Source organism: Amycolatopsis sp. NPDC034160 (genome assembly GCF_055575355.1).
The window spans coordinates 217,749-242,031 of sequence record NZ_JBVISU010000002.1; the positions used below are offsets into that span (position 1 = coordinate 217,749).

General features: G+C 67.5%; 24 protein-coding genes. 13 read left to right on the plus strand and 11 right to left on the minus strand.

Translation table 11 applies throughout. The features are described 5' to 3' along the window. The first annotated feature begins 2 nt into the window (after positions 1-2). The 4 genes from nuoL (at position 3) to ACZ54P_RS05925 (ending at position 5,953) form a co-directional block, all read left to right on the plus strand. Complete coding sequence (gene nuoL, locus ACZ54P_RS05910) at positions 3-1,901, plus strand: NADH-quinone oxidoreductase subunit L (RefSeq protein ID WP_465460428.1); 1,899 nt, start codon at positions 3-5, stop codon at positions 1,899-1,901. Then, a complete protein-coding gene (locus ACZ54P_RS05915) occupies positions 1,898-3,448 on the plus strand; it encodes an NADH-quinone oxidoreductase subunit M (RefSeq protein ID WP_465460429.1) in 1,551 nt (516 codons plus the stop codon). Before nuoL ends, ACZ54P_RS05915 begins: the two co-directional genes overlap by 4 nt. Before the next feature lie 3 nt (positions 3,449-3,451). Continuing rightward, complete coding sequence (nuoN, locus tag ACZ54P_RS05920; RefSeq protein ID WP_465460430.1) at positions 3,452-5,017, plus strand: NADH-quinone oxidoreductase subunit NuoN; 1,566 nt, start codon at positions 3,452-3,454, stop codon at positions 5,015-5,017. 177 nt (positions 5,018-5,194) lie between these two features. Next, positions 5,195-5,953, plus strand: a complete 759-nt coding sequence (locus ACZ54P_RS05925) for a helix-turn-helix domain-containing protein (protein ID WP_465460840.1) — start codon at positions 5,195-5,197, stop codon at positions 5,951-5,953. On the opposite strand, the gene ACZ54P_RS05930 is transcribed toward ACZ54P_RS05925, so the two are convergent. Genes ACZ54P_RS05930 through ACZ54P_RS05945 form a run of 4 tightly spaced genes read right to left on the minus strand, consistent with a single transcriptional unit; the run spans position 5,950 to position 9,085 of the window. Further along, positions 5,950-6,705 (minus strand): ESX secretion-associated protein EspG, encoded by a 756-nt coding sequence (locus ACZ54P_RS05930; protein ID WP_465460431.1) that lies wholly within the window; start codon positions 6,703-6,705, stop codon positions 5,950-5,952. The genes ACZ54P_RS05925 and ACZ54P_RS05930 overlap by 4 nt on opposite strands. 27 nt (positions 6,706-6,732) lie before the next feature. Further along, positions 6,733-8,034 carry a PPE domain-containing protein gene (locus tag ACZ54P_RS05935; RefSeq protein ID WP_465460432.1) on the minus strand — a complete coding sequence of 434 codons (1,302 nt, stop codon included), beginning with the start codon at positions 8,032-8,034 and terminating at the stop codon, positions 6,733-6,735. Further along, a complete protein-coding gene (locus ACZ54P_RS05940) occupies positions 8,034-8,663 on the minus strand; it encodes a DUF3558 domain-containing protein (protein WP_465460433.1) in 630 nt (209 codons plus the stop codon). Before ACZ54P_RS05940 ends, ACZ54P_RS05935 begins: the two co-directional genes overlap by 1 nt. After that, the gene (locus tag ACZ54P_RS05945; RefSeq protein ID WP_465460434.1) at positions 8,663-9,085 is read right to left on the minus strand and encodes a hypothetical protein; all 423 of its coding nucleotides are present in this window, start codon (positions 9,083-9,085) and stop codon (positions 8,663-8,665) included. The genes ACZ54P_RS05940 and ACZ54P_RS05945 overlap by 1 nt, the downstream gene beginning before the upstream one ends. A 551-nt stretch (positions 9,086-9,636) precedes the next feature. Here ACZ54P_RS05945 and ACZ54P_RS05950 point away from each other — a divergent pair. From ACZ54P_RS05950 to ACZ54P_RS05960, 3 genes are read left to right on the plus strand one after another with little or no spacing between them, the layout of a single operon-like run. Next, the gene (locus ACZ54P_RS05950) at positions 9,637-10,530 is read left to right on the plus strand and encodes a hypothetical protein (protein WP_465460435.1); all 894 of its coding nucleotides are present in this window, start codon (positions 9,637-9,639) and stop codon (positions 10,528-10,530) included. A 27-nt stretch (positions 10,531-10,557) separates the two neighbouring features. Beyond that, positions 10,558-11,745, plus strand: coding sequence for an AAA family ATPase (locus ACZ54P_RS05955; protein WP_465460436.1), 1,188 nt, complete (start codon positions 10,558-10,560; stop codon positions 11,743-11,745). After that, the gene (locus ACZ54P_RS05960; RefSeq protein WP_465460437.1) at positions 11,742-12,482 is read left to right on the plus strand and encodes an HNH endonuclease; all 741 of its coding nucleotides are present in this window, start codon (positions 11,742-11,744) and stop codon (positions 12,480-12,482) included. The genes ACZ54P_RS05955 and ACZ54P_RS05960 overlap by 4 nt, the downstream gene beginning before the upstream one ends. On the opposite strand, the gene ACZ54P_RS05965 is transcribed toward ACZ54P_RS05960, so the two are convergent. Both ACZ54P_RS05965 and ACZ54P_RS05970 read right to left on the minus strand, forming a co-directional pair. Continuing rightward, positions 12,458-13,093 carry an SRPBCC family protein gene (locus ACZ54P_RS05965; RefSeq protein WP_465460438.1) on the minus strand — a complete coding sequence of 212 codons (636 nt, stop codon included), beginning with the start codon at positions 13,091-13,093 and terminating at the stop codon, positions 12,458-12,460. The genes ACZ54P_RS05960 and ACZ54P_RS05965 overlap by 25 nt on opposite strands. A gap of 110 nt (positions 13,094-13,203) precedes the next feature. After that, a complete protein-coding gene (locus ACZ54P_RS05970) occupies positions 13,204-13,863 on the minus strand; it encodes a hypothetical protein (RefSeq protein ID WP_465460439.1) in 660 nt (219 codons plus the stop codon). 181 nt (positions 13,864-14,044) lie between these two features. On the opposite strand from ACZ54P_RS05970, the gene ACZ54P_RS05975 reads away from it, so the two are divergent. Further along, complete coding sequence (locus ACZ54P_RS05975; protein WP_465460440.1) at positions 14,045-14,350, plus strand: DUF6204 family protein; 306 nt, start codon at positions 14,045-14,047, stop codon at positions 14,348-14,350. Positions 14,351-14,360: 10 nt separating this feature from the next. On the opposite strand, the gene ACZ54P_RS05980 is transcribed toward ACZ54P_RS05975, so the two are convergent. Next, positions 14,361-14,753: a neutral zinc metallopeptidase gene (locus ACZ54P_RS05980; RefSeq protein ID WP_465460841.1), complete on the minus strand. Its 393-nt coding sequence runs from the start codon at positions 14,751-14,753 to the stop codon at positions 14,361-14,363. Between the two features lie 147 nt (positions 14,754-14,900). Between ACZ54P_RS05980 and ACZ54P_RS05985 the strand changes: the two genes are divergently transcribed. Beyond that, positions 14,901-15,926, plus strand: a complete 1,026-nt coding sequence (locus tag ACZ54P_RS05985; protein WP_465460842.1) for a polyprenyl synthetase family protein — start codon at positions 14,901-14,903, stop codon at positions 15,924-15,926. Positions 15,927-15,941: 15 nt separating this feature from the next. Next, entirely contained in the window at positions 15,942-17,225 is a 1,284-nt protein-coding gene (locus ACZ54P_RS05990; protein ID WP_465460441.1) for a sunset domain-containing protein, read from the plus strand. A gap of 67 nt (positions 17,226-17,292) precedes the next feature. On the opposite strand, the gene ACZ54P_RS05995 is transcribed toward ACZ54P_RS05990, so the two are convergent. The 4 genes from ACZ54P_RS05995 to ACZ54P_RS06010 form a co-directional block, all read right to left on the minus strand. Then, complete coding sequence (locus ACZ54P_RS05995; protein WP_465460442.1) at positions 17,293-18,360, minus strand: 2-oxoacid:ferredoxin oxidoreductase subunit beta; 1,068 nt, start codon at positions 18,358-18,360, stop codon at positions 17,293-17,295. Next, positions 18,357-20,264: a 2-oxoacid:acceptor oxidoreductase subunit alpha gene (locus tag ACZ54P_RS06000; protein WP_465460443.1), complete on the minus strand. Its 1,908-nt coding sequence runs from the start codon at positions 20,262-20,264 to the stop codon at positions 18,357-18,359. The genes ACZ54P_RS05995 and ACZ54P_RS06000 overlap by 4 nt, the downstream gene beginning before the upstream one ends. Before the next feature lie 291 nt (positions 20,265-20,555). Beyond that, a complete protein-coding gene (locus ACZ54P_RS06005) occupies positions 20,556-21,308 on the minus strand; it encodes an enoyl-CoA hydratase (RefSeq protein ID WP_465460444.1) in 753 nt (250 codons plus the stop codon). Positions 21,309-21,365: 57 nt separating this feature from the next. Beyond that, a complete protein-coding gene (locus tag ACZ54P_RS06010; protein ID WP_037308316.1) occupies positions 21,366-21,812 on the minus strand; it encodes an Lrp/AsnC family transcriptional regulator in 447 nt (148 codons plus the stop codon). A gap of 74 nt (positions 21,813-21,886) precedes the next feature. Between ACZ54P_RS06010 and ddaH the strand changes: the two genes are divergently transcribed. The 3 genes from ddaH (at position 21,887) to ACZ54P_RS06025 (ending at position 24,275) form a co-directional block, all read left to right on the plus strand. Continuing rightward, the gene (gene ddaH, locus ACZ54P_RS06015; RefSeq protein ID WP_465460445.1) at positions 21,887-22,729 is read left to right on the plus strand and encodes a dimethylargininase; all 843 of its coding nucleotides are present in this window, start codon (positions 21,887-21,889) and stop codon (positions 22,727-22,729) included. A 94-nt stretch (positions 22,730-22,823) separates the two neighbouring features. Next, positions 22,824-23,480 carry a polysaccharide deacetylase family protein gene (locus ACZ54P_RS06020; RefSeq protein WP_465460446.1) on the plus strand — a complete coding sequence of 219 codons (657 nt, stop codon included), beginning with the start codon at positions 22,824-22,826 and terminating at the stop codon, positions 23,478-23,480. Between the two features lie 117 nt (positions 23,481-23,597). Next, a complete protein-coding gene (locus ACZ54P_RS06025; protein WP_465460447.1) occupies positions 23,598-24,275 on the plus strand; it encodes a glycoside hydrolase family 75 protein in 678 nt (225 codons plus the stop codon). Positions 24,276-24,283 lie beyond the last annotated feature (8 nt).

Consider the following 24,283-nt stretch of genomic DNA (forward strand, 5'->3'; position numbering starts at 1 on the left):
GAGTGACCGCATCATCGTGGCTGCTGGTGGCCTTCCCGGCTCTTGGCGCACTGATTCTTCTGCTGGCCGGTAAACGTGCCAGGGGCTGGGGACACCTCCTCGGCAGCGCGACCGTCTCACTGTCCTTTGTGTACGGCTTGATCCTGTTCTTCACGGCCGACACGAAGAACGTCGCGGACGTCAAACTGTTCTCGTGGATCCCGGTTTCGGCGCTGCAGGTCGACTTCGGGCTCCGGATCGACGCGCTGTCGCTGACGTTCGTGCTGCTGATCACCGGCGTCGGCATGCTGATCCACTTCTACTCGATCGGCTACATGGCCGAGGATCGCGACCGGTCGAGGTTCTTCGCCTACCTCAACCTGTTCGTCGCCTCGATGCTGATCCTGGTGCTGGGCAACAGCTTCGTGACGCTGTACCTCGGCTGGGAAGGCGTCGGCCTCGCGTCGTACCTGCTCATCGGCTGGTACCAGGACCGCCCGTCCGCCGCCACCGCGGCGAAGAAGGCGTTCCTGATGAACCGTGTCGGTGACGTCGGGCTCGCGCTGGCGATCTTCCTGATGTTCAAGTACGTCGGGAGCACCGGTTACGCCGAGGTCTTCGGCGCGATCGACAAGATCCCGACCGGCGCGATCACCGCCATCGCGATCCTCCTCCTGCTGGGCGCCTGCGGTAAATCCGGTCAGTTCCCGCTGCAGGCCTGGCTTCCGGACGCGATGGAGGGCCCGACCCCGGTCTCGGCCCTCATCCACGCGGCGACGATGGTCACCGCCGGCGTCTACCTGGTCGCCCGCGCGCACGAGATCTTCAACGCCACCCCGGACGGCCGCCTGATCGTCACCCTGGTCGGCACGGTCACGCTCCTGATCGGGTGCATCATCGGCTGCGCCTACGACGACATCAAGAAGGTCCTGGCGTACTCCACGGTCAGCCAGATCGGGTACATGATGCTCGCCGTCGGCCTCGGGCCGATCGCCTACGCGCTCGGCATCATGCACCTGGTGGCGCACGGCTTCTTCAAGGCGGGGCTGTTCCTCGGGGCCGGTTCGGTCATGCACGCCATGAACGACGAGGTCGACATGCGGAAGTACGGCGGGCTGCGCAAGCACATGCCGGTCACCTTCTGGACCTTCGCGCTCGGCTACCTCGCCCTGATCGGCATCCCGCCGCTGTCCGGCTTCTTCACCAAGGACGCGATCATCGAAGCGGCCCTGTCCCAGGGTGGCTGGCGCGGCTGGGTGATGGGCGGCGCGGCACTGCTCGGCGCCGGGCTCACCGCGTTCTACATGACCCGCCTGATGGTGATGACCTTCTTCGGCAAGGAACGCTGGAAGGAGATCAAGAGCAGCGACGGCCGCGACTTCCACCCGCACGAATCGCCCGCGGTGATGAAGTGGCCGATGATCATCCTCGCCGTCGGTTCGGTCGGTGCCGGTGCGTTCTTCGCCCTCGGCGACCGGTTCGCCGAATGGCTCGCTCCCGTGGTCGGCCCGCTCGAGGAGGGTGGCCACAGCGTCATCCCGCACGCGCTGGTCCCGATCCTCACCGTGGCGCTCTCCGTACTCGGCGCGGTGGCCGCGTGGCTCTTCGTCGGTCGTAAGGACGTGCCGGTGGAACGGCCCGAGCGAGTCTCCGGCGTGGTCAAGGCCGCGCGCAACGACCTCTACGGCAACACCCTGAACGAGACGCTGGTCGCCCGTCCGGGCACCTGGCTCGCCCGCGCGCTGGTCTACGTGGACAACCGCGGGGTCGACGGCGCGGTCAACGGCCTCGCCGCCGCACTCGGCGGCGGATCCGGGCGCCTGCGCCGCCTGCAGACCGGCTTCGTCCGCTCATACGCACTGTCCATGCTGGGCGGCACATTCCTGCTTCTGGCGGCACTTCTGCTGGTGAGGTTCGCATGACCTGGGTACTCGCAACCATCCTGCTGCCGCTGGTCGGCGCCGCGGTCGTCGCGGGGATGAAGAAGAACGACAGGCTGGCGACGCTCACGGCGCTCGTGGTGTCGCTCCTGACGTTCCTGCTGGTGATCCCGATGTGGGCGAGCTACACGCCCACGGGGGACCGGATCCAGCAGAAGTCCTCGATGGACTGGATCCCGAACTTCGGCATCCACATCTCGTTCGGCATCGACGGCATCGCGCTGGTGATGATCGCGGTCATCGGGCTGCTGGTGCCGATCGTGGTCGGCGCGCTGGGCCTGACCGACAAGCTCCCGGCCGGGCGCTCGGCGGGCGGGTTCCTCTCGCTGATCCTGGTGCAGGAGGCGCTGACCATCGCGGTGTTCGCCGCGACCGACGTCTTCCTGTTCTATGTGCTGTTCGAGATCATGCTGATCCCGATGTACTTCCTGATCGGCGGCTACGGCGGCGCGAACCGGCAGTACGCGGCGGTCAAGTTCTTCCTGTACTCGTTCCTCGGCGGCCTGATCATGCTGGCGTCGGCCATCGGGGCGTACTCGATGGCGTCGGACGAACTCGGCAAGGGCACCTTCGACTGGGAAACCCTCGTCACCGTCGTCCGCGACGCCCCGCTGGGGACGCAGATCTGGCTGTTCATCGGGTTCTTCCTCGCCTTCGCGATCAAGGCCCCTTTGGTGCCGTTCCACACCTGGCTGCCGGACGCCGCGGGCCAGGCGCCCATCGGCGTCGCGGTGCTGCTGGTCGGGGTGCTGGACAAGGTCGGCACGTTCGGGTTCCTGCGCTACTGCCTCCCGATGTTCCCGGAGGCCAGCAAGGAACTCGCGCCGTGGGTGCTGGTGCTCGCCGTCGCGGGTGTCCTTTATGGATCGATTCTCGCGGCGGGCCAACGTGACATGAAGCGGTTCATCGCCTACGTGTCGATCGCCCACTTCGGCTTCATCGCGCTGGGCATCTTCACCTTCAACGAGCAGGCGATGGTCGGCTCGGTGTCGTACATGCTCAACCACAGCCTCGCCACCGGCATGCTGATCGTGGTGGTCGGCCTCATCGTGATGCGCGGTGGCTCCACCAGGATCTCGGACTACGGCGGCATGGCGAAGGTGACCCCGCTGCTCGGCGGGATGCTGCTCATCGCCGGTCTGTCCACTTTGTCCCTGCCCGGCACCAACTCCTTCATCAGTGAGTTCCTGGTGCTGTTGGGGTCCTTTGTGGACTACCCGGTGTACACGATCATCGCGACGGTCGGCATGGTGCTGGCCGCGGCGTACGTGCTCTGGCTCTACCAGCGCGTCATGCAGGGCCCCGTCCGTGGTGACGCCCTGATCGGTGCCGGCGGTGGGCCCGGCACCGCGATCGCCCCCGAACTCGGGGCGACCAAAGCCATCAAGGACCTCGGCGGCCGGGAGATCGCGATCCTGGCGCCGATGGTGGTGCTGATCATCGGGCTCGGGTTCTATCCCAAGCCGGTGCTCGACACGATCACCCCGTCGGTGCAGGCGACGATGTCGTCCGTGCAGGGAGGCAAGTAAACCGTGCACTTCTTGACTCAGGCGCCACCGGTGCAGGTGCCGTCGATCGACTACTTCGCCGTCACGCCGATCTTGATCATTCTCGGCGCGGCGTGTGTCAGCGTGCTGTTCGAGGCCTTCCTGCCCAAGCACATGCGGTGGCCGTCGCAGGTCTTCCTGTCCCTGCTCGGGATCGGTGCGGCCGGCGTCTTCCTCGCCTGGTACGCCAGTTCGTCCGCCCCGAAGAACGGCATCACGACCTTCAGCGGCGCGATCGCCGTCGACCGGCCGTCGCTGTTCCTGTGGGGCACGCTGCTGGCGCTGGCGCTGGGCGCCGTCCTGCTGATCGCGGACCGCTCGGTCGAACCGGGCGGGGCGTTCGTCGCGCAGGCGGGCATCCGTCCCGGCACGCTGCAGGACCGCGCGCAGGTCGGCACCACCGGGATGCAGACCGAGGTCTTCCCGCTGACGCTGTTCGCGCTCGGCGGCATGATGTCGTTCGTCGCGGCCAACGACCTGCTGACCATGTTCATCGCGCTCGAAGTGCTGAGCCTGCCGCTGTACCTGATGTGCGGTCTCGCCCGGCGTCGTCGCCTGCTCTCGCAGGAATCCGCGGTCAAGTACTTTCTGCTCGGCGCGTTCTCCTCGGCGTTCTTCCTCTACGGCCTCGCGCTGCTGTACGGCTACGCGAACTCCGTGAAGCTGTCCGACATCGCCAACGCCGCCGCCGGTTCGGACCGTTCGGACACGCTGCTGTTCGCCGGGCTCGGCCTGCTCGCGGTCGGTCTGCTGTTCAAGGGTTCGGTCGGCCCGTTCCACACCTGGACCCCGGACGTCTACCAGGGCGCGCCGACCCCGGTCACCGCGTTCATGGGTGCCTGCACCAAGGTCGCCGCGTTCGGCGGGATCCTGCGGGTGTTCTCGGTGGCGTTCGAGTCGACCAGCTGGGAATGGCGCGGCGTGCTCTGGGGCGTCGCGATCATCTCGATGCTGATCGGCGCGGTGCTGGGTCTCACGCAGACCGACGTGAAGCGCATGATCGCCTACTCGTCCATCGCGCACGCCGGATTCCTGCTCGTGGGTGCGATCGCGATGACCGAGGAAGGCCTGTCGAGCACGCTGTTCTACCTGCTGGCCTACGGTTTCACCACGCTCGCCGCGTTCGGTGTCGTCTCGCTGGTGCGGGACTCGAACGGCGAGGCGACGCACCTGTCCGCGTGGGCGGGCTTGGCGAAACGGTCACCGGTGCTGGCCGCGGTGTTCACGTTCCTGCTGCTCGCACTGGCCGGTATCCCGCTGACCAGTGGGTTCGTCGGCAAGTTCGTGGTGTTCTCGGCGGCCCTGTCCGACGGGATGGCGCCGCTGGTCGTCGTCGCACTGGTCTTCAGCGCCGTCGCCGCGTTCTTCTACCTGCGGGTGATCGTGCTGATGTACTTCTCCGAACCGGCGCCCGACGGCCCGACCGTCACCGTGCCCGGCGCGTTCACCACCACCGCGATCACCATCGGCGTCATCGTCACGCTGGTGCTCGGCCTGATTCCGGCGTTCGCCCTCGACTGGGCGGGCTCCGGCGGTTTCGCTCTCAAGTAAGGCTTTCTTGCGCGTGAAGGCCCCCTTCCCTCGGGAAGGGGGCCTTCACGCGCATCGGGTACTGAATTGCCGGGCCGCACCTGGCAAGTTTTCGCCATGCCGAAGCCGAAACCCAGCCCTCAGCTACGGGCACTCGCCGAGGGACTTCGAGTCGCGCGGCGGGTCAGCAGACTGGCCATGACCGAAGTGGCCGAGAAACTGGACTGGTCACAGTCGACGATCAGCCGTCTCGAAACCGGAGTGCGCGCCGCGTCCACCGAAGAGGTGTCGGCACTGCTCGCCGTCTATCAGATCACTGGCGGGCAAAGGGAAGCGTTGATCGAGCTGGCTCGCGACGCCGACCGCCCCACCTGGCTGGAAACTCGCGACACCGAGGTGCCATGCCAGGTGAAAACCCTTGCGCAGTACGAACTCGAAGCCACCAAGATCGTCGAATCCAGTACCGCGTCGCTTCCCGTGCTGCTGCAGACACCTTCGTACGCGAGGGCCGCGCTCTCCGCGGCCGACGTCTCCGCCGCCGCCCTCGAAGCGCGAATGGACCTACGCCAGGACCGGCAGAAGGTCCTGGAGCGGAAGGATCCGCCGAAGCTGGTCGCGTTCCTCGACGAGGGAGTTCTGCGACGGCAGATCGGCGGCGAACGGATCATGGCGAACCAGCTTCGGTACCTCCTCGCGCTGGCGCGGCGGCCGACTGTCGAGCTGCGCGTCTTCCCCTTCGACATCGGCGGCCATCCCGGGATGTGCGACGGCTACGCCCTGCTCGAATTCCCTGACGGCAGGCCGGTGGTGCGGCTGGAACACCAGCGTTCCGGGTTGTTCTTGCACCAGCCCGCCGACGTCGAGCCTTACGCGCGGGCGACCGTGCGCTCGACCGCGGTGGCACTGGGTCCGGGGCGGTCGGTGCAGTTGATCGAGAGCCTGGTGCCGCCGGTTTAGTGGTCGAGGCTCGCCCGCAACGCGGCGACCTTCTGGGTCAGCAGCGTGGGTTCGCCGGGCAGGACGGTGATGTACCGGTTGGTGGACGAGCCGGTCACGTGCATGGCCACCCGCCCGGCGTCGATGTCCAGGTACGTCAGACCGTCGGTGGCTTCGACGCGCTTGCCGCCATCGGGTCGCTTGGCCGCGGCGAAGAACCCGATACCGAAGTACGGCTGTTCGAAGACCTCGTCCAGTTGCCGGGCCTCACGGCTCCGCGACTCGGCTTCGTCGTCGTAGAGGCCGCTTCCGGCACCGGGCTTGAAATCGTCCTGTGGCAAGGAGAACGGGGCGAACCGCGCGGGCGGATATTCGGGCAGGTTCAGCACGAGCGCCGCCGCGCGGTCGTCGGTCCGCACACTCTTCAGCCAGACCCGGTTGCCCTGGCAGATCGCGGTCACCGCGGCACGACCGCGTGCGGCGACCAGGACGCTGTACTGCTCCGCTTCCGTCCGCACCGTCGCGTAGTACTCGGAATTCGGCCGGTCGAGGATGTGCAGGACGTCCTCGAAGTCGCTCGTCAACCGCTTGCCCTCGGTGAAGCCGAGCCCGCCGAGCTCCTCGAACGCCGCCCGATCCTCACTGTTCAGCGAAGACGGCGGGATGTACCGCAAGCCGCCCGCGAAGATCAAATGCGGATCTCCGCAGCCGGCGTGACGGAACGCGGTCAGCAAGGTGTCGAGCGTGATCTCGACCGGGCGCGCGAGCACCACGTTTCTCCCTCCCCTGAGACTGTGGCGCTACTTCTTCTTCTCGCCGATCACCGGCGGCATCGGCTTCTCGATGTAGCCGCCGAAGGTCTCGTCCGGGTCCGGGTTCTGGAGGTACGCCGGAGCCTTCTTCTCCTTGTCCTCCTCGCCCTTCCCGCGGGCCGCACCGGGCGCCATCGGCATCCCGTTCACCCCGCCACGACCGGCGACTCCCGGCGCTCCCGCCGTACCCCGGCCGCCCACGGGCTGGCCCGGCGTCCCGGTGCCGCTTCGGCCACCCGGACCGGGCTGCCCGCTGCCACCCGGCGCGCCGGGGACGCTGCCGCCCCGGTACCCGCCCGGCGACCCGGGCCCGGCTGGCGTTCGCCCCCCGGGCGACCCCGGCGTGCCACCGGTTCCCGGACCGAAGGAGGGGTACCCGGGCGGGAAGGCCCCCGGCTGGTTGAAGGTGTTGATCGGCTTGCCGGTCGGCCCGAAGTCGACGTTCGCCGCCGGCGGTACGACCGGCGTGACCGGAGGTGGCGTGTACGAGTTCGCGCGGGTTCCGTCGTCGGGCGGCGGAAGGTGCGGCCCAGGCTGGACCGGCTGCGGCCCACCCTGTCCGGGCTGTGGCCCGCTCACGGGGCCGCCCGTGCCGAGGCCGCCAGCACCTGGACCACCTGTGCCGGGACCGTCCGGACCCGGCGTGCCGATGCCCGGCCCGCCGGTCCCGCGATACGGCTCGCCTGTCCCGGGGTCACGCCCGTCGGAGCCGTCGCCGAAGCCCTTGACCGCCGGCTTGCCGGAGCTGCCGTCGTCCAGCGCGATGGACCCACCCGGATCGTTGAGCTGCGCGTACTGGGCGGGGAGCACGTCACCGTTGGAGGTACTGGCCGAGTGATAGGTCGCGAAGGTATCGATGTTGTGCTGGCTGTCAGCCTGGTATCCCTTGACCCGATCGAAGTAGCCGACAGGCTTGCCCTGCATCAGGTCGAGCGCGTCCTGAGCGGTGGGCTGGGGCTGCTCCGGCGGCACAGGCTTGACCGAGTTCTTCGCCGAACCGAAGGCGTCCATCTGCGCGGAGATGGCGCTCTGGGCGACCGCCAGATGCATCGCGTCGTCGTACGCGGCCTCCACGACCGGCTTCGTTGCGTCGGCGGCTGCCTCGCTGGACGCGCCTTGCCAACCGGCCATGGTCTTCTGGGTGAGCGCAACGAGCTTCTGGGCGCGTTCGTGGTACCGCTTGGTCAGGTTGTAGGCCGCAACCTGCGCCTCGGAGAGTGACCCGGTGCCTTCGCCACCCGTGATCTGCTCGTAGATCTGAGCCGCGGTTAGCGGTCCTTCGGCGACCATCAGTTGCCGCCCCCTCTGACCGTGGCGAGGACTCGGATCGCAGCCTCACGCGCGGCATTGCAGGGGTCCTTCTTGCCGATGTTGGCTTCGGACTGCTCCAGCACGATATCAACGGTCTCGTTGTCGCTGGTTCCCAGCGCAACGGAGCATCTGCCCCGACTTGTCCGCTCGTCTTCCGTGCCATAGGCGGTTACTGGGTATCCGTCGATCGATTCGAGCGGTTGAAACAGTTTGTAGGGATTCCCCTTGGCTTCGTAGACACTCGTCATGCCCCTGTCGGGAGACTTGCTGAAGAGCACGTTGACCCGAGGGCGGGTGGCGGCTGGCGGGGACCACCTGCAAGAAGGGCCAGACGCGCCATCTAACCGATCTGTGGTTTCCGCAGTGGTGCCGAGAAGTTCCTTGGCTTGCGTTTCGGTAAGGGCACTGCAGGGTGCCTGCTTGATCCGCGCCAGATCGATCGGGCTTCCGACCTTAGGCACGCCTGGGCCGGGTAGTTGACCGGTTGTGTTTGAAAGGCTCGGGCTAGTGCCGCCACCGGTAGGTGTGGGCGTGCCGGTGGTAGTAGGAGTCGAGCATGCGCAGAGTGCAAGCGTGGTCGCGCTGAGGACAAGGATGGTGCGTCGCATCAGGCGATGCCCTTCGGCTGTTGGTTGATGACTGAAGTAGCGTGGTCTTCCGCAGTGGCGTACTTGCCGAGAGCAGCCACGTACTTCTGGGCCATGTTCTCGCAGTATGCGACACGTTGCCTCAAGGCGTTCTCCAGCGCGACACCAGAGTGTTGAGTGACGTTGGCGTTTCCTCCGCTGGCGAAGTCCTGCCCTGGAGGCATAGCCCTGGCGACCTTGCCTGCCTCATCAAGGTCATCGATGTATTCGTTGGCCAGCTCGCGCCACTCTTTCACCAGTTCGTGAAGGGTCGCCTCGTCGTACTTGAACCCCGCACCCTCCGCAACCGGCGCACCATACGAACCACCGGTGGGACGAGGACCCATGGAGTCGTTCCAGCGCATCCCTGGGTCGTAGGTCGGCTGACCCTCAGGCATGGCCATGCACCCCTGCCACCTCGAGCCGATCCCCGCTGACTGGGCGAACCCGCCCCGAAGTCACCGTCGTCATATGCCCCTCCCGTGGCTACAAGGCGCTCTACCCCGATGCACCCTGCGTAATCCGACGCCGGGAAGATTACCAGGGTTCCCCGGCAGCCGAGCACGTCTGCATAAAGTTCCGTTCCTCGCTGAATAGCGTTCGTGACCATGGTGACTATCCGTGAAAACCATTCGGGTGGATGCGCGCCGAAAGAAGAGGTTTTTCCTGGTGTATGCGACTCCTGGTCCGCATACTCCGCGTAATGAAGTTCCGAAGAGTGATTCTTGTTGCACTGCTTGCCGGACTATTGGCGGCTTGTACGGATTCCGTGGTCACGGCCCCGCCTCAACCGCACTTTCCGAAATGGCAGCCAAAGCAACCGCGGCCTGCGGATCGTGACGAAGAGGCCACCGATGCCGCCCTCGCCGCCCTGGACTTCTGCGAGCTAATTGACCTGGCCGCCTACGACCGCAGGAAGGGCGACGATCCCCGGCCCGTCGAGCGGAAAGCGGAGGTGAAGGACGGCAGGAAGTGGTGCTCATTGTTCCGTGGGGGCTACGACATCATCTACGTTCGCGATGTGGACCCCGGCCACACGGTGCTCCGGAATGACGGCGCCGTCGTCGACCTGGGCGGTGTGAAGGCCTACCAGATCGAAACCCATCGTGAGGGCGGGATCGCGGGGTGCTCGATCACGGTTCCGGTCAGCTTTCTGCGAGCCGTCAGATTCGAGATCGGTAGCGCCAGCAGGGGCAAGGACTGCGAACTCCTCCGTGACTTCGCCGCCGCCGGTGCCGCCAAACTCTCCCGCGACCTCGTCTACCCACCGGACGGCCAGGACAGCGCCCGGGTCGGGGCCTGCGCGAACTGGATCTCGAACAGCAAGGGCGAGGACTGCGATCCGGCCGTCGACGCGCGGGTGCCCACGGGCGCCGAGCTGGTCCTCGCCGCCGGGGCCGCCGATCCGAACGTCGAATGCGCGGTGTTCCGCGACGCGGTCGAAAAGACCTTCGGGCCGGAGTTCGAGCCGATCGCCACACCGGGCTCCTGTTACTTCGTCGAACCACTGCATCGCCTTCAGATCGAGGCCGGGGCGACCGCGAGTGGCGGCGCGCCGGGGGAGTGGCTCGCGGATCCGAACAAGACCTTCAAAGACCACCATCGAACGTCGTTCAGCGGAAACCCCGGGGTCACGTTCCGCTCGAAGGACGACAGCGAGTTCTCCCTGTATGTCTCGCCGCTCGGCGATCTTGACGTGCCTGGGCATGTCCGGCTGCGGATTTCGCCCCAGCGGGAGCGGGGGATCGACGACTGGGATCGCTCGAAGGTGGTCTCGGCCGTGGACGTCGCACGGGCACACGCCGTGATGGAACGGGCGATGGCGACCCACTTTCGGACGACCAGGTGAGGTCCGGGCCGTCGTAAGCTTTCCTCCATGTACATCGAGCGGGTCCGGCTGGAGAACATCCGCGGGTTCAGTGGTGCCCGCGCCGTGGACCTCCGCCTGCCCGGCCCCGGTTGGGTAGTGCTCGCCGGGCGGAACGGTTCCGGCAAGACCTCGTTGCTGCGCGCCATCGCGGTCGCGGCGGCGCCGGATGTGGCGTGGGGGCTGCTGTCGGACGCCGCGAGCTGGATTTCGACGGGGTCGACGAACGGGTCCATCGAACTGTCGGTGATGCGCGAGGAAGGTCCGGCGCCGGTCGAGGTCCGCTGGCTCGATTCCGGGCTGCTGCCGATCTCCGGTCTCCCGCCTGGTCAGCCGTTCTGCGCGGCGTATGGCCCCTTCCGTCGGCTCGCGGGCGGTAGCGGCGAGGCCGAATCATGGATGCGTGGCGCCGGATCGCTGGCGCGGATGGCGAGCCTCTTCCACGAAGACGCCTCGCTCGCCGAGGGCGTCACCTGGCTGATCAATCAACATCTCCGTGCCCTGGAAGGAAAAGCAGGCGCCCGCGAACTGAAGGACGCGGCGCTGGAGATCCTCGGGGACGGCCTCCTGCCCGGCGGCTACCGGATCCGGGACGTCGATTCGGACGGGCTCTGGGTCGAATACCGGGGCGACCGGTTCCCGCTGCGCGAGATGAGCGACGGCTACCGCACGGTGACGGCGCTCGTGGTCGACCTGCTCAAGCAACTCGACAGTGCGGGCCTCGACCACGAGAGTCCCGGGGTCGTGATCATCGACGAGGTGGACGCGCATCTCCACGTGTCGTGGCAGAAACGCATGGGGCCGTGGTTCAAGGCGCATTTCCCGCGGATCCAGTTCATCGTGACCACGCACAGTCCCTACGTCTGCCAGGCCGCCGATCCCGGCGGGCTCATCCGGCTTTCCGGGCCGGACGAACAGGTCCCGCCGCGTGTGGTCTCCGAGGAACTCTACGATCGGGTCGTGTTCGGCACCGGCGACGACGCCGTGCTTTCCGACCTCTTCGGTCTGGACACGCCCTATTCGCCGCAGGCGGTCGAGCTTCGGGAACACCTCGCCGAGCTCGAGTTTCAGGTGGCTTCCGGGCGGGCGGACGAGAACGGCGTCCGGGAATGGGAACGCCTGCGGGACATGCTGAGCAGCTCGCCACCGAGCCGGGTGGACGAGGTGTCCCGGCGGTTCGAGGCCGACGATCGGTGATCGCAATCCGCCGGATCGCGCTGCCGGGCCGGGTGGTGGCCGATCTCGAAGACCTGACAGCGCGCATTCCGCCAGGTGACAGCAAAGAAGCACGACGGCTGTGGCGGGTTTCCCGTGCCGTACGGCGTTCTTTGCGGGCAGGCTTGGACGTCATGGCCGCCGGCCGCGGCTACTGCATGTACTGCGGTGACGGCCTCGGGTCCACTGTGGACCATTTCGAGCCGATCGCGCGGAATCCAGGGCGGGCGTTCGACTGGCTCAACCACCTGCTCGCTTGCGAGTACTGCAACAGCCACCACAAACGTGATCTGTTCCCGGTGGACGACGAAGGCGACAGCCTGCTGATCGATCCGACCGCCGAAGACCCGCTGGAGCACCTGTTCCTGGTGCTGTCGATAGGGGCTTACCGCGCGCTCACCGAAAAGGGCGAACAGACGATCAAGGTGTGCGGGCTGAACCGCGCGCAACTGGCGCGCGGGCGGGAAACGGCGGTCAACCAAGTGAGCGCGCTCGTCATGGGCTGGTGGACCGCACGCGAACTCCGGGACGAGGAAATGCGGCGTGCGATGGTCTGGACCCTGCTCGACCAGCCGCACGCCGACGTCCTCCACGCGATGCTCCGGCAGGCGGGAATGCCCGGGGCACGCGCCGTTTTCCGGGCGGACGACGACCTCGTCTCCCTGCTTCGCGCCCCGGAACTCGCCGAAGACCTTCAGCTCTCCGGCGGCGCCGTGTAGGCGGCCAAGGTGGCGTCGGCGCGGGTGCGAGCGGTGTCCGCGTCGGTCCCGCCCTCGATGTCGGCCTGGTACCAGGCTTCGCTGCTCAGGGTCATGAACCGCACGCCCTCTTCGCTCACCATCCAGGACATGGCCGCCCCGGGATCGTTGGCCTCACCGGATTCGAGGTGCAGCGCGAGCCCGTTCAGCATCATGTCCCAGCCGATGCCGACCGCGCCCGGCCCGAACCGGTTCCAGTGTTCGTTCGGGACGGCGGTGTGGTCGAGTTCGAATCGGGTGCGCCCGTCGGGCTCAGCGCTCAGCCGGACCTCGATCCAGCTGACGTCGCCGCCGTACTCCCAAGTCGCGGCGAAACTCTTCGGGGGATCGCAGCGTTCGACGGTCCCGCCCGCGTTGCCTTCGAGCTGGTACTTGCCGCCGACCCGCAGTTCGCCGACGACCGGCAGGAACCAGCGCGGAATGCGTTCGGGGTTGGTGCAGGCGTCCCAGAGGTCGTCCGGATCGGTGTCGTAGACCTGGCCGACGGTGACCGTCACCGCGTCACCCGCTTCGACCACACGTTTGCCCACCTTGCGCTGGACGGAGTTGATCTGGCTGGTCACGGTGACCATGGGAGTCCTCCTCGGCTCGGCAACGGACAAAGTATCAGTTCCTGCTTATATAAGCCAACATGGAAAAGGGCGCCCGGGTTGACCCGGACGCCCCTCTCCCGGCGTGCTGGTTACGGCGTGGGGGAGCAGGCCGCGCGGCCGACGATCACTTCACCGGTGATGTTCGAGGCCGGGGCGAATTTGATCCGCAGCATGGTCAGCCCGATGCTGCCGTCGCCGGGCAAGGCCTGCTCGTTGAAGATCGCTTCGGCGAGCAGGGTCCCGTCGGACTTGGTGATCGGCTTGACGTAGCCGACCGGCACCGGCGACGGCAGCGTGCCGAAACCGGTCGCGCCGCCGTAGGACCAGGTGGCGTTCGTGTTGCTCTGGGTCGCCGTGCAGCTGACCGAGTAGGACCGGAGCTTGAGCCGCGACCCGCCCGTCGAGACCAGTGCCGACAGCTCGAAGTTCTGGCCCTTGGCCTCCGACTTCGTCGTGGTCACGTCGTTCTCCGGGTTGACGACCGTGGTCGTGCACGTCGTCGTGCCGCCACCGAAAGTGATCCCGGTCTTGGACACGACCCCGGACGAGTTGGCCGTCGGTCCCTCGACCGCGCAGTCGGCCAGCGACGAGATCGCGATCGGCGTCTGCCCGGCCTTGCCGAAAGCGGCGGAGCCGAGCGACGCGACGCCTGCGGGGTTGGCCGCGGCGGCAGGCGCCACTCCGACGCCGAGACCTGCCAGCAACAGTGCGCCGACGAGGCCGGTCCGACTTGCGATGGTGATGCGCATCGCTTCCTCCTCACGTGTTGGAGAGCGAGCCCGAAGCGGCCGTTCTTCCCTTTTGTCATCACTATCTGCATGTCGGATTCACCTGTTGCGCGCGTGACGGTCGTTTCACTCGTCCGTGGATCATGGGCACTCGTTGGATATTCACATTCGTATTCGGATACAAATCTGTATATTCGGGTGCATGCCGACCTACCGCGTCCTTGTCAACGGCAAGTTCGACCACCCCGACGCCGAGACCCGTGCCCGGCTCCTCGCCGAGTTGGACCAGCACCAGGCGATCGGGTTCACCGAGGACGGCCTGCTCACCTACAGCGCGCACCTCGGCGCCTTCACCTTCCGCATCACCTTGCGCGGCGACGAAGAGCGTGAGGTGCTCGATGAGGCCGAGCTGAAGGTCATGGAGCTGCTGGACGCGAAGGGCCACCCGTATCGCGACGTCGCGGGCAAGGCGACCTGCATGGACGACATCAAGATCCGCCGCCGCTGACCTCGGACGGTCAGGAGACCTCGGCGGGCGGGGCCGCGAAGGTGTTGCACGCCGAAGTGTCCTTGGCCTTCAAGCCGCGCTTCTGCCACAACGCGGCGTTCTTCGCCGAGCCGTGGGTTTCGCTGTCCGCGCCTTCGTATCCGGCTTGCCCGAGCGGGGCGATCAGTCCGGCGGTGATCGAACCGCGGCCGGCGGCGTTGGCGAGGAACAGTGTGCTGAAGCAGTCGGCCTGCAGTTCGAGCCGCCTGCTCAGATCGAGGATCTTCGGCCGGTCGCCGTCCGCCTCGCGGTAGAGCGTGTCGTGTTTCCGGAGGAGATGCCGGACTGCTCCTGGACGTGATGCCCGTCCTCGTGGGCGAGTCTTTCGCCGGAATCGTCCGGTGTCGTCATGTCGTATCCCCAGTTCGTGCCGAGCGCGGCGGGATACTCGGCGGGGGTGTCATATTCGTCACCGTTTCCCCTGGACAGCACGTCAACAGGCCTCAGCGGGTAGCCACTACGCTGGAAGCAATCCCGAACCGGTGTCAAAGAGAGCGGAGCCGACGTGTCTGTGTCTTCACCTGCCCCAGGTGGTGCCATCGAGGACCTGCGCGCGTCCGTGGGGCTCCAGATCGCCGACGAGCAGCTCCTGCGCACCCTCGCGGCCGGTCTCGCCGACGTCGAGACCCTGCTCCGCGAGGTCGTCCGCAGTGACGTCAAGGCCGTCGAGGACGCCGCTTCGCACCTGGTCGAAGCGGGGGGCAAACGCTTCCGTCCGCTGTTCACGCTGCTGGCCTCGCAGTTCGGGCCGAAGCAGGGCGACCAGGTGGTCATCGCCGCCGCGGCGGTCGAGCTGGTGCACCTCGCGACGCTGTACCACGACGACGTGATGGACGAGGCGACGATGCGCCGCGGCGCGGAGAGCGTCAACGCCCGCTGGGACAACACCATCGCGATCCTGACCGGCGACTTCCTGTTCGCGCACGCCTCGCGGCTGGTCGCCGACCTCGGCACGGACGCCGCCCGGATCATCGCCGAGACCTTCGGCGAACTGGTCACCGGCCAGATGCGCGAGACGGTCGGCCCGGCCGACGGCGACGACGCGGTCGAGCACTACCTCACGGTCATCGCGCAGAAGACCGGTTCGCTGATCGCCACCTCCGGCCGCTTCGGCGGGATGATGTCCGGCGCCTCCGACGAGCACATCGACGCGCTTCGCCGCTTCGGCGACATCATCGGGACGGCGTTCCAGATCTCCGACGACGTCATCGACATCGCGTCGCCCTCGACGGAACTCGGCAAGGCGCAGGGCACGGACCTGCGCGAAGGCGTCAGCACCCTGCCGATGCTGTACGCGCTGGCCGACCCGGCCACCGACCCGCGCCTGGTCGAGCTGCTGTCCGGCCCGATCTCCGACGACAAGCTCGTCGCCGAGGCCCTCGACCTGCTGCGGGCCTCGTCCGGACTCGAACGCGCACGCGAAACCCTTTCCGACTACGCTCGGCGAGCGCGTGCCGAGCTCGCTGCGCTGCCCGCGTCGCCCGCCCGGGACGCCTGCGAATCGGTCGCCGACTACCTCGTCGCGCGAACGCATTGACAAGGGGCAGGATAGATGTCCATTTTCGGACAGGTTTGGCTGTGGAGTCTGCTGGCGTTCGTCGTCGGGGCGCTGCTCACCTGGCTGGTACTGGTGCTGCCGGCGCGCAAGCGCGTCCGTGAGCTGGAAAGTTCGCTGGCCACCGCGCATGCCGAGACGTCACGGGTCCCGGCCGGGGTGAGCCTCGGCGCGGCGGCCGCCGGCGGGACCGCGTACTTCACGAAGCCGTCGCACGACGAGCTGGACGAGGAGTTCGCGGCCGCCGAGGAGCCGAAGCCCGCTTATCCCGAGACCCTCACTGAGCGCGAGCCCGCGCGGCCGTGGGCCGAACCGGTCGAGGAGAAGGCACCGGAGCCTGTCGAGGACGTCCAGGAGGACCTCGTCGAGGAGCGGCAACCGGAGCCGACGCGGACCTTCGAGCCTGAAGAGGAATACGAGGCCGAGTACCATATCGCGCCCGAAGCGGAGCCGGAGCCCGCCGAGCGGACGCAGTTCATCCCGGCGACCCCGGTGGATCCCGAGCCCGAGCCGGAGAACCCGTACGCCGCCGCGGCGACCGAGTATCTCCAGCCCGCGTCGCAGCTGGATGTCGAGCCCCTGCCCGAGCCGGAGCCCGAGCCCCTGCCCACGCCGGGTGAGGGGCCGTACCGGTCCCGCCTGGAGATGCAGCTGGACCCCGAGGGCACGGAAACGCAGCCCGAGCCGGTCTCGCTGTTCAGCCCCGCGTCGCGCGTGGACATGGAGCAGCCGCCCGTCGAGACCAACTGGTTCGAGCGGGAAGAAGAGCTGCAGGAGCCGCCGGCGTACGCCTTCGGTTCCGACGAAGAAGCGAAGGCCGGTCTTCTCGACTCCGAGCCCGAGACGCCCGCCGAAGCCACCCAGGTGCTGCCCAAACGCACGCCGCGAGGCACGGTCCGCGGCGGTTTCGAGCCGCCGCAGCCGATCCAGCCGTCGATGCGGGCCATCGAACGCCGTGAGCCGGACCTGTCCGGTGGGCAGAGCGGCTCACTGTTCGAGCCCGCCGTCCAGCCCGGTGACGCCATGCCCGCCCCGGAGCCCCCGCCCGCGCGGCAGGTCGCGCCCGCGGTGGAGTCCGTTCCGCCGGGCCCGTTCGGCCCCGGTTCGGCGATGCCGCGGCCGGGCGGTGGCCGTCCCGCCGACGACTTCGGGGTCAAAGCCAGCGTCACGGCACTGCGGTACTGCACCGAGGACTCGCCTCAGTTCCCGAAGATGGTCGCCGAGGTCTGGTTCCGCACCGCCTCCGACGCCGAGCGGGTCGGGTTCCGTCCCCTCGCCTAGATATCTGCGATGAAGGGGCCTTTCATCGCAAAATTCGCGATGAAAGGCCCCTTCATTGCATTCCTGACTAGCTGACGACGGTCCAGGTGTCCTTGCCGCGCAGCAGCCCCTGCAGATCGGGTGTGCGGGCGGCCTGGGCCTCCGCGACCTGGGCACGCGCCTGGTCGTCGTAGGTGGGCCGCTCGACCTGCCGCAGGATGCCGGTCGGCACGTGGTTCAGGTTCTGGTCGCCGATCCGCGACAGCGCGAACGCGTACGCGGTGTCCTCGATCGTCGGGTCGTGCACGATGAGGTTCTCCTCGCCGATGTTCGCGACCTTCCCGACCTCGAGGCCGCCCCAGCCGCTGCGCGTGACGCCGAATTCACTCTGCGGGCCGAACCTGATCGGCTCACCGGTCCGCAGTGGGATGAGCCTGCTGGCGGCTTCGTCCTTGTCCTTGAGGACCTCGAACGCGCCGTCGTTGAAGATCGGGCAGTTCTGGTAGATCTCCACCAGCGCCGAACCGCGGTGCTTCGCGGCGGCCTCCAGCACCTCGGTCAGGCCCTTGCGGTCCGAGTCGAGCGCGCGGCCCACGAACGACGCCTCGGCGCCGATCGCCAACGACAACGGGTTGAACGGGGTGTCGACCGAGCCCATCGGGGTGGACTTGGTGACCATGCCCTGTCCGGACGTCGGCGAGTACTGGCCCTTGGTGAGGCCGTAGACGCGGTTGTTGAACAGCAGGATCTTGATGTTCACGTTGCGCCGCAACGCGTGGATCAGGTGGTTGCCGCCGATCGACAGCGCGTCGCCGTCACCGGTGACGACCCACACCGACAGATCCGGGCGGGCGGTCGCGAGCCCGGTCGCGATCGACGGCGCGCGGCCGTGGATCGAGTGCATGCCATAGGTGTTCAGGTAGTACGGGAACCGGGATGAGCAGCCGATCCCCGAGATGAACACGATGTTCTCGCGTTTGAGGCCGAGTGTCGGCAGGAACGACTGCACGGCGTTGAGCACGACGTAGTCGCCACAGCCTGGACACCAGCGGACCTCCTGGTCCGACTTGTAGTCCTTCGCCTTCTGCGGTTCGGTTTCGGCCGGCACGAGGTCCAAGCCGCCGAGGGTGGGAATCCCCAGATCAATCGCGGTCACTTCGCCGCCTCCGTACTGGTGATGATCTCCGTGAACACGCCTTGCAGCTCCTCGGCCTTGAACGCCATCCCGGCGACCTTCGTGTACGACTTCACGTCCACGAGGTACTTCGCCCTCAAGAGCATCGACAGCTGGCCGAGATTCATTTCAGGGACGACCACGGTGTCGTACGCACGGAGCACGTCACCGAGATTGCCCGGGAACGGGTTGAGGTGTCGCAGATGCGCCTGCGCGATCGGCATGCCTTCCTTGCGGACCCGGCGGCACGCGGCGCCGATCGGCCCGTAGGTGGAGCCCCAGCCGAGCGCGAGGACCCTGGCCTTGCCGCCGCTCGGGTCGTCGACGACGAGGTCTCCGACGTCGATGCCGTCGATCTTGGCCTGCCGCAGGCGGACCATCTTGTCGTGGTTGTCGGGATCGTAGGAGATGTGCCCGGTCTTGTCGGCCTTCTCCAGCCCGCCGATGCGGTGCTGCAGACCGGCCGCACCCGGCACGGCCCAAGCGCGGGCGAGTGTCTCGGGATCGCGGACATACGGCCAGAACTCCCCGGAACCGTCTTCGGCATTCGGCTCGGTGGCGAATTCCACCCGCAGGTCCGGCAGGTTCTCGACGTCCGGGATCAGCCACGGCTCCGAGCCGTTCGCGATCGCGCCGTCCGACAGCAGGAAGACCGGGGTGCGGTACTTCAGCGCGATCCGGGTGGCCTCCAATGCTGCTTCGAAGCAGTCCGCGGGGGACAGCGGCGCGACGATCGGGACCGGGGATTCGCCGTTGCGGCCGAACATCGCCTGCAGCAGATCGGCCTGCTCGGTCTTGGTCGGCAGCCCGGTCGACGGGCCGCCGCGCTGGACGTCGATCACGACCAGCGGCAGTTCCGTCATCACCGCGAGGCCGATGGCTTCGGACTTCAGCGCGATACCGGGACCGGAGGTCGAGGTGACGCCCAGCGCGCCGCCGTAGGAAGCGCCGATTGCCGCGCCGATACCGGCGATCTCGTCCTCGGCCTGGAAGGTGAGGATGCCGTAGTTCTTGTGCTTGGAAAGCTCGTGGAGGATGTCCGACGCCGGGGTGATCGGATACGTGCCGAGCAGGATCTGCAGGCCGGACTGCTGCCCGGCGGCGACCAGGCCGTACGCCAGCGCGGTGTTCCCGGTGATCTGGCGGTACGTGCCCTGGTTCAGCTTCGCCGGCGCGACCTCGTACGTGGTCGCGAACGACTCCGTGGTCTCGCCGTAGTTCCAGCCCGCCCGGAAGGCCAGGATGTTGGCTTCGGCGATGTCGGACTTCTTCGCGAACTTCTCACGCAGGAAGCGTTCGGTGCCCTCGGTCGGCCGGTGGTACATCCAGGAGAGCAGCCCGAGCGCGAACATGTTCTTCGCGCGTTCGGCGTCCTTTTTGGACAGTCCGGTTGCTTCGAGCGCGCCTCTGGTCAACGTCGACATCGCGACCCGGTGGACTTGATAGGCCGAAAGGGTGTCGTCGTCGAGAGGATCGTTGTCGTAACCGACCTTGACCAGGTTCCGCTTCGTGAACTCGTCGGTGTTGAGAATGATCGTCCCACCGTGCGGGACGTCGGCGAGGTTCGCCTTGAGCGCCGCGGGGTTCATCGCGACCAGGACGTCCGGCCGGTCGCCCGGAGTCAGGATGTCGTAGTCGGCGAAGTGCACCTGAAAGCTCGAGACGCCGGGGATGGTGCCCTGTGGCGCGCGGATCTCCGCGGGGAAGTTCGGCATGGTCGACAAGTCGTTGCCGAAGGCCGCCGCCTCCGAGGTGAACCTGTCGCCGGTCAGCTGCATGCCGTCACCGGAGTCACCGGCGAACCGGATGACCACCCGGTCCAGCTTGGCGACCGCGGTGGGCCGTATGGCCGACAAGGAGCCGTTGCCGTTCGCGCTCGTGCTCATAGGTCAGGGATTCCCTCTCTCCCGACGTGCGTCGTCCCCCGGCGAAGCCGGAGATCGACGTGCCTCGCCCGGCGATGTCAGCCCGGTCACAGGTGCCATGTCCCGAGGTTAGTCCCCGGCACACTTTCCAGGTTGCCCTAAAAATGGCCTCGACCTACTCCTCGAGTGGCCTGGGCTCGTCGCTGAGCGGGGATTATCCGGTTTATCTGTTACCGATGGTAACGGTTAGAGATACGCCTCGACTGTGAGCCGTATCTCCTTCAAGCGTAGTGAAGTCCGGTCGAGGAACGGTCAGCGGCCGGTCATGGCGGCTTTGAGCCTGGCGAGCCTTTCGGCGAAAGCGGGCGCGGTGAGCGACGCCAGCTGCGGCTCGATCTCGGCGTCGACGGCTTCCGGATGTCCGGTCAGCGCGGCGGTGTGCCGAAGCGTGCGCTTCGTCGCGAGGAGGACGTCACGCGGAGCGCCGACGGCGGGTCGTGCCAGCTCACGGGCTGCCTCGACCAGATCTCCGTCGACGAGGCGGAGCGCGAGCCCGGCTTCGACAGCGGCTTCGGCGCCGACGACTTCTCCGAAGAGGGTCATCGCGGCCGCCTTCTGCGGACCGACGAGCCGCTGGATCATCCACGTCATCCCGCCGCCGGGATGGATCCCCAAGTCGAGAAATCTGGCCACGAATTTCGCCCGCGGTCCCACGATGCGGACGTCCGCGGCGAGCGCGAGGTTCAATCCGGCGCCGACGGCGGCGCCACCGACCGCCGCGATCGTCGGCAGGGAACACCGCGCGACCGAGAGGAATCCGTCATAGATGGCGCGGAGTCCGTCCTCCCGGGCGCCGGCGAGAGTGTCGAGGTCCGCGCCCGCGCAGAAGGCCGGTGGCTCCCCGGTGACGACCACAGTGTGGACGCTCTCGTCGGCTTCGGCGCGCGCGACGGCGTCGGCCAGCTGGGCGGACAGGTCGAGGGTCAGCGCGTTGCGGGTCGCGGGCGCGTCGATGGTGAGCACGGCGACGCCGCCGTCGTGGCTGGAACGGATCTGATCGGTCACGGGGTCGAGGGTTTCATGCCTCGGGGGTCGGCGGGCGTTCCAGTAGCCGGGAAAGGTTCATGCCTCGGGGGTCGGCGGGCGTTCTAACAGCCGGGAAAGGACGACGGTGGAGACGGTCCGGTCGACGATCTCCAGTCCGCGCAGCCGCTCCAGCGCCGTCTCCAGGTGGTGGATGTCCGACGCGCGCAGGTGGACGATCGCGTCGGCCGCGCCGGACACGGTGTAGGCGGCGACGACCTCCGGCAACGGTTCCAGCCGGGCGCGGATCCGGGCCGGGGTGATGTTGCCGTTGCACGTGACCTCGACGAACGCCTCGGTTCCCCAGCCCAGCGCCTCGGGGTCGACGACCGCGGTGAAGCCGCGCAGGACGCCGGTTTCGAGCAGTCTGTCCACCCGTCGCTTCACCGCCGGCGCGGACAGACCGACGACTTTCCCGATGTCGGCGTAGCTGGACCTCGCGTTGGCCATCAGACATGAAACGATTCGCTGGTCGATGGTGTTCACACGCAATGTTTAGCAGGTATACGCGCAGCGAACAGCGATTGATTGCGGAATTAGGTAAGCCTTACCCTTCGTGTATGCCGGTACTAGAGCAGCCCCGTGTGCCCACGACGCGCCGCTACCTCATGTGCCCGCCGCGGTACTTCGCGGTGGATTACGTCATCAACCCCTGGATGGACCCGACCGTCCCAGTCAGCGTCGACACCGCGATGGCGCAATGGACCGAACTCCGTGACACCTACCGACGCCTCGGCCACACGGTCGAGGAGATCGACGCTCAGCCCGGCCTGCCCGACATGGTGTTCGCCGCGAACTCCGGCACCGTCGTCGACGGCCGTGTCCTCGGCTCCCGGTTCCGCGCCCCGCAGCGCACCGCCGAGGCCGAGCACTTCCGCCGCTGGTTCGTCGAGCACGGCTACCGCGACATCACCATGCCCGAGAAGATCAACGAGGCCGAAGGCGACTTCGCCTGGACAGGCAGGGTCCTGCTCGCCGGCACCGGCTTCCGGACCGACCCCGCGGCGCACGCCGAAGCGCAGGAGGTCCTCGGGGTCCCCGTCGTCTCGCTGCGGCTGATCGATCCGAGCTACTACCACCTCGACACCGCCCTGTTCGTCCTCGCCGAGGCCACCGACACCACGTCCGCGCAGATCGCCTATTACCCGGAGGCGTTCTCGGCCGGATCGCGGAAGGTGCTGGAGCGGATGTTCCCGGACGCGGTAATCGCGGACCGGGCCGACGCCGAGTGCTTTGGGCTGAACGGGGTTTCCGACGGCCGTAACGTGGTCCTGCCGGTCGAGGCGACCGGATTGGCCGCGCGGCTGACCGAACGCGGCTACGAGCCGGTCTTCGTGGACATCTCCGAGCTCAGGAAGGCGGGCGGCGGCCCGAAGTGCTGCACCCTGGAGATCCGCAAGTAATCCGTTCGTGGAGACCTTGCGGGATCATGTAACTACTCCATTCGCCAACGCGATTAATCGGGAAACTGACTGACTCGGTCCCGAATGAGGCGCGATGGTGATCCTGGCGATTGGCGGCGTGGGCAAGCCCGTGCGCGCGCTGGATCCAGGCGAAAACGAATCCTGGGTGACGGTCGACCAGTTCGAACGGGTGCTGGACGCGGTGGCCGGACGAGAAGACGTCGGCCTGACCTTCGACGACGGCAACTCCTCCGACGTCGAGATCGCGTTGCCGCGACTGGTCGAGCGCGAGCTGACGGCGGAGTTCTTCCCGCTGGCCGGCCGCATCGGCCAGCGGGGCTTCCTCGACGCCGACGGTCTTCGGGCGCTGGTCGACGCCGGGATGTCGATCGGTTCGCACGGCTGGGAGCACCGTGACTGGCGGCGGCTCGACGGCAGGCACGCGCGCCGCGAACTCGAAGCGGCGCCGAAACTGCTCGCCGATCTGAGCGGCAAACCCGTGCGGTCGTACGCGCCGCCGTTCGGCGCCTACGACCGGCGGGTGCTCAAGCGGCTCCGGTGTTCCGGCGCGACGAGGGTTTACACGGCCGAAGGCGGCGCGGCGTCGCATGACGGCTGGCTGCGGCCGCGGACCGGGATCCGGCACGACGTCGATCAGGAGTGGATCGACGGCGTACTCGGTGACCGGGACGGCCTGTACCACCGAGCGGGAAGGTTCATGGCGCGCGTCGCCAGGCTTGCCCGCTTTTGACCGATTTCCGTTGTGTAGTGGGAAAGCAACACCCTGGCAGCCCTTGAGTCCAGTCGTTGGCGGCGGCATCCTGAGCATCCTCGATAAAGAAGTCTTATTAACTAAGGGGTGCACGGTATGCGGAAATCGCTCCTGCTCTCGACGATGGTGCTGGCCGCAGGACTGACCCCCGCGGCGCTGGCCGCGGCTTCACCGGCTCCGGTCTCGGTCCAAGCGGGGCCGACCGCGCAGCAGTTGCTCGCGAAGACCGCCGCCTGCAAACAGATCTCGAACGGCAAGTACAAGACCGACGACGAAACCGGCCGGACCATCGCGGTCTGCGACGCGGGAAGCGCCGTGTTCTGGAAGGCCGACATGGACATCGACTGCGACGGGCAGCCGACGCCGCGATGCAACAAGACCACCGACCCGTGGTTCCAGGACGGCACCGCGTACCCGCGCTCCGACGGCAAGGCATTGATCGCCGACCAGACGCCCTACGTCGTCGTGCCGAGCATCAGCGGTACGTGGAACTTCGAGAAGTCCGGGCTCAAGGGCGCCGGCTCGTGCGCGGTGATCTACAACAACAAGGTGCTCTACACCGTCATCGGTGACACGGGCCCGAACGACATCATCGGCGAAGCGTCCTACGCGACCGCGAAGGCGCTGGGCATCAACCCGGACCCGAAGAACGGCGGCGTCGACTCGGGCGTGACCTACATCTGCTTCAAGAACTCGAAGGTGTCGCCGATCGAGGACCACGGAAAGTCGACTTCCGGGGGGGAGGGCCTGGCGGCGAAGTTCGTGCAAGGCTGACCGCGGGG